The organism is Microcystis sp. M_OC_Ca_00000000_C217Col (assembly GCF_007095585.1).
Lineage (GTDB): Bacteria > Cyanobacteriota > Cyanobacteriia > Cyanobacteriales > Microcystaceae > Microcystis > Microcystis panniformis.
On record NZ_SFBV01000163.1, the window covers coordinates 1 to 7,787 of the forward strand.

The 7,787-nt window shown below is 46.0% G+C and carries 5 protein-coding genes; 4 read left to right on the forward strand and 1 reads right to left on the reverse strand.

The features are described from left to right. Positions 1–251: 251 nt before the first annotated feature. The gene (locus tag EWV66_RS09525) at positions 252–1,535 is read left to right on the forward strand and encodes a TldD/PmbA family protein (RefSeq protein WP_052278131.1); all 1,284 of its coding nucleotides are present in this window, start codon (positions 252–254) and stop codon (positions 1,533–1,535) included. Between the two features lie 357 nt (positions 1,536–1,892). Here the strand turns inward: EWV66_RS09525 and EWV66_RS09530 are convergent, their stop codons facing one another. Then, the gene (locus EWV66_RS09530) at positions 1,893–3,575 is read right to left on the reverse strand and encodes a hypothetical protein (RefSeq protein ID WP_287108486.1); all 1,683 of its coding nucleotides are present in this window, start codon (positions 3,573–3,575) and stop codon (positions 1,893–1,895) included. A gap of 329 nt (positions 3,576–3,904) precedes the next feature. On the opposite strand from EWV66_RS09530, the gene bchD reads away from it, so the two are divergent. From bchD to EWV66_RS09545, 3 genes are all read left to right on the forward strand, one after another. After that, on the forward strand, positions 3,905–5,902 hold the full coding sequence (bchD, locus tag EWV66_RS09535; protein WP_072926511.1) for a magnesium chelatase ATPase subunit D: 1,998 nt from the start codon (positions 3,905–3,907) through the stop codon (positions 5,900–5,902). Positions 5,903–6,266: 364 nt separating this feature from the next. Next, complete coding sequence (locus EWV66_RS09540; RefSeq protein WP_072926513.1) at positions 6,267–6,770, forward strand: hypothetical protein; 504 nt, start codon at positions 6,267–6,269, stop codon at positions 6,768–6,770. A gap of 10 nt (positions 6,771–6,780) precedes the next feature. After that, positions 6,781–7,671 (forward strand): hypothetical protein, encoded by an 891-nt coding sequence (locus EWV66_RS09545; protein WP_072926515.1) that lies wholly within the window; start codon positions 6,781–6,783, stop codon positions 7,669–7,671. The last annotated feature ends 116 nt before the right edge of the window (positions 7,672–7,787 follow it).

Genomic DNA, 7,787 nt, shown 5'->3' on the forward strand with positions numbered 1-7,787 from the left:
ACTCTGTGTAAGACAGTACATGGTTTTTTAACTGTGGTATGCGACGGTGGTGGAAGCAGAAACTTAAATCGTGAGGTTTAGGAATCGCCGCACTTTTAGGGCGGCGAGGATGTCAACTTTGCTCAAAAATATCGATGAATAAGCAAAAATTTCTTAATTCCCCGCAGTCTTATCAGCCGCTGCTATCTTGTTTGCGCCGAAGCGCCAGGGCTTGAGATAATCAGATAGCTATCATCTCAAAAACTATCACCATGACGATCGATCCGCAACAACTCATCGAACTGGCTCTCAAATCAGGAGCGGTGGCAGCCGAAGTTTATCAATCTTCCTCCCTTTCCCATCCCGTTTTTTTTGAGGCTAATCGTCTCAAACAGCTAGAAAGTTCCGAATCCGTGGGAACTGCCTTAAGATTATGGCGCGAGGGTTGTCCAGGGTTAGCGGTGGGTTATGGTGATGTGGAACCGGAAATTTTAGTAGAAACTGCGTTAAATTTATCCTATCTCAATGCCCCCGAAGAAATCGAATTTTCGGCACCACGACAGGCAATTTATGACCCGATTGGCCAGGATGTGGCCGTAGAATCTTTAATCGAGATGGGTAATCAAATGATTGGCCAAATTCGCCAAGTTTATCCTGAGGTTATTTGTAGTGGTGAATGGGAATGTGAACGGGAAATCACCCGTTTGGTTAATTCCCAGGGTTTATATTGTCAATATACCGATACAGCTTTGAGTTATTACCTGGGGATTGAATGGGTACGGGGGGAGGATTTTCTCGCGGTTTATGATGGGGAATATACCCGCAGTACACCTCATCCCGATACGGTAATTAAACAGTTATTACAGCGACTACAATGGGCCGCCAATAATGTGGATAGTCCCACGGGAAAATTACCAATTTTATTGACTGCTAATGCAGTTACCCTGTTATGGGGTACGGTGGCGATGGCTTTAAATGGTAAACAGATCTTAGAAAAGTCCTCGCCCTGGAGTGATAAAATCGGTCAATTGGTGATGTCAGAAAAGTTCACTTTATCCCAACAACCAGACCGAGAACCCTATAGTTGTCCCTTTGATGATGAGGGAACTCCTACCAAATTTTTATCTTTAATTGAGGGAGGTAGAGTTAAGGAATTCTATAGCGATCGTACCACAGCCAGACTATTAAAAACTACTCCGACGGGGAACGGTTTTCGTCCTAGTTTAGGGGTTTATCCCATGCCGGATTTGGTTAATTTAATCGTGGCACCGGGAGAGGGAACTTTAGCGGATTTAATCTCGCAAATAGATGAAGGCCTAGTTATCGACCAAATTTTAGGTCATGGGGCGGATATTTCGGGCGATTTTTCTGTCAATATCGATCTGGGTTATCGCATAGAAAAGGGCAAAATCACCGGACGAGTTAAAGATACAATGGTGACGGGAAATGTTTATACGGCTTTGCAAAATTTAATCGCTTTGGGGGCCGATAATCAATGGAATGGTTCCTGTTATACTCCCTCGCTAATTGTTGATAGTTTATCGGTGGTGGGGTAAAAATGTGGCGTTGTCAAATTGAAAGATGCTCCTAATCAGATGGGAACTGAAATTACTATGTGTAGGGCTAATTCATGAATTAGCCCTACAATAGGCGTTGTAAAATTGAAAGATGCTCCGAATCAGCACCGGAACTGAGATTAACTCAGCCTACTTTTTGGGGTTAATCTTTTTGGGCTTTATTTGACCTGAAAAAAGGGGGGTCGCAGGCAGGCACGGATTCCCATTATATAAGAAATTATCTGTCAAGTCGTGGGGTTTTGTCAAGCTTTTTTGGGAAAAAAAATTAACCGACACTCAAGGGGAGAAAATTAACCAAAGAGATATTATTTAATCCCCCCTGTGAGTCGGTATTTTTCAGCCCGGGATTAACGCTTTAGTTGTCGAGGCACCAAGGCGATTTAATTGCCGATTAATTTGCCATCCGACGAGGGTTAAACCCAACCACTGACTGAAGATTGCCAAAGCGAAAGAGGGAAGTGTAGCGTATTTAGTAGCGGCAATGGGAAGAAAAGTAAAAAACCATAAAAGCGGAGATTGACTGGGATTAACTCTCAATACAGCGAAACAGAGGAAGGGGAAAATAATCAAAATGCCGATGCTAGTGGCTGCCAGCAAAGCGCGTTTATTTGTGCTGGCTAACATCAATAATTGGGCGATAGCGGCATAGACTAAAATCATGTTCATTGCCAAGAGAAACCCGGCTGCAGTGGCTAGTTTATATTGATGGAGAGGGGCGATAAAAATAGCGGGAAGGATAAATAAAATAGCAATAGCGACGTTAACAGCCATGGCTAGGGTAGAAGGGCTTTTTTCGCCAAAGATTAAAGCTTTCCCCAGACTAATGCCCTTTTTTCCTTGTAGATGACGATAGCGCGCCCAATCTTGGAGAGTTTGACGGGGGGGAGTGAGGGCAAAAAGGATTAACAAGGCAAAAATTGCCACAAAAACGCTAAGAATCGCAAAATTATCGAAAATATAGCTCGGTTCCAGAGTTTGGAAGACAAAACCTAGGCTAATAGCGCTAAAACAGCCCATCATCCAGTAACTTTGGGGTTTACTAACAAGAGTAGCGAGGGGATTATGGAAGCGACGCTGGATAATTCTGGTTAACCCGTAGGTGCAGAGGGCAAAATTGAGAAAAATTAAACTAATACCCGTTGTAACCGATTGCCAGAGAGATTGACCGTACCAACGCAGATCAAAGATTTGTGAGATTCCTAGATAGCCTACCGCATCGGGGGGGAGAAAGGTAGATTTAACTAGATAGGGGAGGACAAAACTAGGATTAAAGAGAATTAACCAATCAAAGGGGGTACGGGAACCACCATAGCCCGATGAAGTAAACATAGTGCTATAAAACACAAAGATTAAGACTGTAGCGCTGCCTAACCAGGGTTGAAATCCCCCTAACCATGGCGTGGCTAAAGCGAAACTGAGGGCGGCATGATAGAAAAAGGCACAACTAGCGATCAGAACCGCGTAGAAGGCTAAAATTAACGACAAGGGAATACCTGCTAATAAACCCGCCCCCAAGTGAAAGGGTAAAGCGAGAAGACAGACGAGATAGAGGAGAATGGGAACCCCGAAAAGTTTGCCGATAAAAATTGTTCTGGCGGGTTGGGGACTCAGACGGATAAAATTAAGTGTACCCCGGCGCTCTTCCCCGGAAAGATCGGCGATTAATTGATAGGTTCCCACCACTAAAAGAGCGAAAATGCCGGTAATGCTCAGAAAAGTGAAGATATCTAACCACCATAACCGGGAGATAATCATCCATTGACCATTTAAGTCTTGGATACAGTATTTAATCCCACTATAGGGATAATAGTCGTTGTTATTGGGGGGATTAGCGGTACAGTAACGACTAAATCCCGCCCCTACCGGCAGGCGACTTTGATAGTACAAGTAAACTAATAATTGACCAACAAGGGAGATAACCGAGGCGATCGAGATATTTTTCGGGGTTAATCTTCCTTGCCATTCTCGCATAATTTGCGGGTTGGTTTCCGTAAGGCGATCGATTATTGTCGCTATCATATTTTTGTCCTCTCTACAGCCGTCAACAGGAGCTAATCCTAGATTAACCCGGCAACTTCTCGATCGGTTCGGGGTTGAAGAAATCCATCGAGATGCGGCTAAGTAGCTGGTTATAATTAAATTAAAAAGGGATTTTAGGTTCGATCCCCCCTGCCCCCCTTGATAAGGGGGGTGCCGATCCCCCCTTAATCCCCCCTTGATAAGGGGGGTGTCTGATAATTTTTAACGCCTACCTACTTAAAATCTGAGTTCGGGAATCAAAAGAGGAAAAGTGCCAGACCAGTGAGCTTCTGTTTTACACTAGAATTTGGCCGCCTGAATCTAGATCTATGCCCACTGTGACCCTCAATTTTCCCCTGACTGCCGTTGTCGGCCAAGAAGCGATCAAATTAGCCCTACTCTTAGCCGCCGTGGATCCCGCCCTCGGTGGTGTGGTAATTGCCGGTCGTCGGGGAACCGCCAAATCAGTCATGGCGCGGGCGATACATTCTCTACTGCCACCGATCGAAATTATCGCGGGTAATGTCTTTAATTGTGATCCCAACAATCCCGACGAATGGGACGATCGCACTAAAGAAGAATATAGCAGTGGAGAGGTCGCCACGGAAGTTATCCGGGCCCCTTTCGTGCAGATTCCCCTAGGAGTCACCGAGGATCGTTTATTGGGTTCCGTCGATGTGGAAGAATCGGTGAAACAGGGGGAACCAGTCTTTCAACCCGGTTTATTAGCCAGCGCCCATCGGGGAATTCTCTACGTCGATGAAATTAATCTACTTGATGACCAAATTGCTAACCAATTACTCACAGTTTTAAGCGAAGGACGTAACCAAATCGAACGGGAAGGCATCAGTTTTCAACATCCCTGTAAACCAATCCTGATCGCTACTTATAACCCAGAAGAAGGGGATTTACGAACCCATTTATTAGATAGAATTGCCATTGCCCTTTCCGCCGATGGTGTCCTTAGTTTAGACCAACGAGTCACCGCCGTCAATCAGGCGATCGAGTATGCTGTTTCTCCCAGCGCTTTTATCGCCCAATATGCCCAAGAAATCGATGATCTAAAAACCGAAATTATTCTGGCGAGGGAATGGTTAAAAGAGGTAAAAATTAAACCCGAACAAATTAGTTATCTAGTGGAGGAAGCGGTGCGAGGTAGAGTAGAAGGTCATCGTGCCGAGATTTTTGCCGTGAGAGTAGCCAAGGCCGCCGCCGCTTTAGAAGGTCGGGATTTAGTCAGTGCCGATGACCTAAAAAGAGCCGTCGAATTAGTTATTGTACCTCGATCGCTGATTACGCCACCACCCCCGGAACAGGAACAACAGCCACCGCCACCACCGCCACCACCGGAACCGCCCCAAGACGAAAACCAGCAGGAACAGGAAGAAAAAGAGGAGGAGAAAGAGGAGGAAAAAGAACCGGAACAGCCCGATAATCTGCCGGAAGAATTTGTTTTCGACCCGGAAGGGGTTTTACTGGATCCCAGTGTGTTGTATTTTGCCCAGATGGCCCAGCGTCAGGGGAAATCCGGGGCGCGTAACCTGATTTTCTCGGAAGATAGGGGACGTTACATTAAGCCGATGTTACCCCGGGGCAAGGTAAAAAGAGTCGCCGTCGATGCCACTCTCCGGGCGGCTGCCCCCTATCAAAAAGCCCGTCGCTTAAGGAATCCCGAACGTCATGTGATTATAGAAGAAGGGGATCTGCGCTCAAAACGGCTGGCCCGCAAGGCCGGTTCTTTAATTGTCTTTGTGGTTGATGCCTCTGGTTCCATGGCCCTGAATCGGATGCAGTCGGCCAAAGGTGCGGTTATGCGTCTGTTAACGGAAGCTTACGAAAATCGCGACCAGATTGCCCTGATTCCTTTCCGGGGTGAGCGAGCAGATGTACTATTGCCACCGACCAAATCGATTACCCTAGCGAAAAAACGTCTAGAAACCCTGCCCTGTGGCGGCGGTTCCCCCTTAGCCCACGGTTTAACCCAAGCGGTTCATGTGGGGATGAATGCCCGTTTATCGGGGGATATCGGTCAAGTGGTGGTTGTGGCGATTACCGACGGGAGAAGTAATATTCCTTTGGCGAAATCTCTAGGCGAACCGATTCCGGAGGGAGAAAAACCCGATATTAAGGCAGAACTGCTCGATATTGCCGCTAAAATTCGCTCTTTAGGCATTAAGTTGTTGGTTATCGATACGGAGAAAAAATTCGTCTCCACTGGTTTTGCCAAAGAATTAGCCCTAAAAGCCGGGGGTAAATATTATCATCTACCCCGGGCCACGGAACAAGCGATCGCATCTATGGCCCGGGGGGCAATTGCGGGACTGTAGCTAGTGATTAGGGGGTGCAGATCATTTTTCTCAATCTACCATCCCCACCCTAGCTTTAAGCCCTACCCTGTCAGGGTTTTAGACTATTCTTGGGCTAGAAACAAATCGCACCCCCAAATGGGAGATGCTTACACGCAGTTTTTCATACATTTGTATTAATTGAAAAGTTACCGATAATTTCTCGGCAGTGGATATTTCTGTAATATTGAGATAAACGCCTAAAAATTGGCTATTAACTCGAATTTTGCTGATTTTCTGTTTTTTTCGGTCTGGTGTGAGAAAATCTAGAAAAACTTAACAATAATCAGCAATAAGCGAGAGATATACTACAAACAAACTTGAGCAAGTTTTAATTAAGAGAACTATGAACTTTCGATTTGGCAAAATCTTGATAGCAGGGGTATTGGCGGTACTATTGCTAGTAACTTCCTGTGCTAAAGCTCCCTCGCAATTTGACCAAGCGCAACAGGAAAGTACCGCTCGCGGGGCGGCGGCAGTGGTGAAAGAATCCACCTCTGGCGGCAGTTTTAATCGGTTTTTCCCGCCTTCTGGGGGAGGATACGAGCGCGTCTATACCCAGGAGAAAAAAGGCTTTGCTGAGGCAAAACTGAAGCAAGATGGCAAAGTTCTGGCTATGTTAGCCATATCTGACATTAGCAATAATCCCGCCGCGGCCAATAAATTCCAAGACAGTCAAACCACAATCAAAGGTTTTCCCTCTGTGGAACAGGGTGCAACCGCCAGCGCCGTTTTAGTCAATAATCGCTATCAAGTCAAGGTTTTATCGCGGGAGCCAGATTTTACCGCCAGCGATCGCCAAGCTTGGTTAGCTAAGTTCGATTTAGATGGTTTAGCAAAATTAAAGTAAGGAGACATCCGTGAGTAAGCCAATTTTTGAACTGGTGGACAAATTACCGACGAATAATCTCACCGTCAAAGTCCTCAAAACCCTTGATTATGTGGTGCCGGGACAGTGGGATAACCTAGTCGGGTTTAAAAATACGATTATCAAAGTCACCGGCGAAACCGACGAAAGCATGATTCAACAGATTGGCGATCGAGCCGTTTGGTTGTTTAATGATAAATCCCAGGGCTATCAACGGGCGCTCTGGCTCTACCAAACCATCGACAGCGCCGATAATGCCCTAGCCGCCGCCTCTCTTGCTAATGCCGTCGGTGGTAAAATTCCCCTCATGGGCGGTTTAATCGAAAAATTAACTCCTGCCCCCGAAAAAGCGCAAACCATCGATCTAACCTTGAAATTAGTGACCGAATTAGTCGCTTTTTGTCAAATTAATGGCATTCCGGGCGATAGTATCGATGATTTCGTCGCTTCTCTGGGAGATTATAGCGGCGAATCCCTGATGCGGATGGCGGCGTTAGTTTGTTTGGATGGTTTAATTCCCCTGGGGGGCAGTTTTATCCGCAAAGTGGAATCCACCCTCAGCATTCTCAGCCCAGAAGAATTAGAATCTAACTCCACTTTCGGCAGTATTAAAGAATTGATTCCGGGGGGAAATACTGCCAGAAAATTAGACTTTATCGGTCAAAGTTTCGACTCGACTAAAGGTTGGATGAGTGGTTTTGTCAGCGAGCGCGATTTGACCCAGCAGGGATTATTGAGCAAAATTCAGGGATTTATCGACTTTTCTGCCGATAAATTGGTATATGTCGGTGCATTCCTCGATATGACGACTAATTACTATGAACATACTGGCATTCAAACCCTGGCTCGTCGTTTAATCGAAAGAGCCGTGGCGGAAATTTAAGTGGGTGGGTGGAATTAAATATAAGATGAACGTAGGTTGGGTTGAAGCATGAAACCCAACGCCCGCATGGGTTACGCTACCGCTAACCCATCCTACAAATAATTGTGCCTCCCTAC